The sequence below is a fragment of the Glycomyces xiaoerkulensis genome (assembly GCF_002798405.1).
Taxonomy (GTDB): domain Bacteria; phylum Actinomycetota; class Actinomycetes; order Mycobacteriales; family Micromonosporaceae; genus Glycomyces; species Glycomyces xiaoerkulensis.
Window position 1 is genome coordinate 91465 of sequence record NZ_PGGV01000028.1, and the last position, 1279, is coordinate 92743.

1 protein-coding gene is annotated in these 1279 nt (G+C 68.4%); it reads left to right on the plus strand.

The features are described from left to right. Nucleotides 1-1236, plus strand: a 1236-nt coding sequence (locus CUT39_RS10555) for an RICIN domain-containing protein (RefSeq protein WP_100446303.1), incomplete at its 5' end; no start/stop codon positions are given. Between the last annotated feature and the right edge of the window lie 43 nt (nucleotides 1237-1279).

Here is a 1279-nt window from a genome sequence, read left to right on the forward strand (position 1 = left end):
TACGACGACGTCGGCGGCGAGAACCAGCAGTGGCAGGTCGACGAGAGCGGCGGCTACGCCACCTTCGTCAACCGCTTCTCCGGCAAGGCCCTCGACGTGTGGGAGTGGTCGACCGAACCGGGCGACCGGATCTCCCAGTACGACCCCACCGGCAGCGAGAACCAGCAGTTCGAGCTCGTCCCGGTCGGCGACGACGGAGGCGACGACCCGGGTGGTGGTGATCCGGGTGAGTGCGGTGGCGGTTCGCCGGATGCGACCGTGACCGGCTCGAGTGGGAACTACACCGCCCAGCACGGGGGCAGCACCGTCTACACCGGCGGGGACTACCGGGCCGCGATCCAGACCGCCGTCGACGCCCTCGGCAACGGCCAACGCGTCTCAGTCATGGCCTCCGGCTCCATCGGCGGCAGCACCATCTGGATCCCCAGCAACCGCACCTTCGAAGGCTGCGGCACCATCAACGCCGGCAACAACGGCGGCCGCGGCGCCATCGAGTCGACCAACACCTCGAACGTGTCCATCCCCCACCTCGACCTCACCGGCGACCCGTACTTCGGGATGCGGTTCTTCGGCAACAACGGCCTCCACCTCGGCCAGATCAACCTCAACCTCGACGGCGGCATCGGCATCCGCTTCGAACGCGACGAACCGGCCAGCTCCAACGTGACCATGGACTACGTCTACGTCAACGGCGCCGGCAACCACGGGGTCGAGACCTGGAACGTCGACGGGTTGGAGATCGGCACCGTCGTCGCCCGCAACACCGCCTACGCCGGCCTGCTGCTCAACAACACCCGCAACGCCAACATCGGGCTGGTCGACGGCGACAACGTCGCCTCCGGCACCGGCTACGCCACCTTCCGCACCGCCAACCGCGCCGGCAGGCTCGCCGACGGCTCCTACGCCACCAACATCTACGTCGACCGGGTCGTCTCCCGCGGCGGCGGCCGCGGCATCTTCTGCGTCTCCGAATCCGGCGGCGTCCGCATCGGCCAGGTCGACCTGGCCGGCAACGGCAACAACGCCATCCTGATCGAGAACTGCTACAACTACACCATCGCCGGCGGCACCGTCGACGGCGGCGGCGAAGTCCGCATCGCCGCCCGCAGCGAATTCGCCAACACCCGCGACACCGACATCACCCTGACGGTCAACAACACCTCGGTCCGCGAATCACCCTGCGCCGACAACTCCACCTGGAACCTCTCCGGCAACGCCAGCATCGACATCTGCTAACCACCGGACGACAACGGGGCCGCGGACACAACCCGCGGCCCCG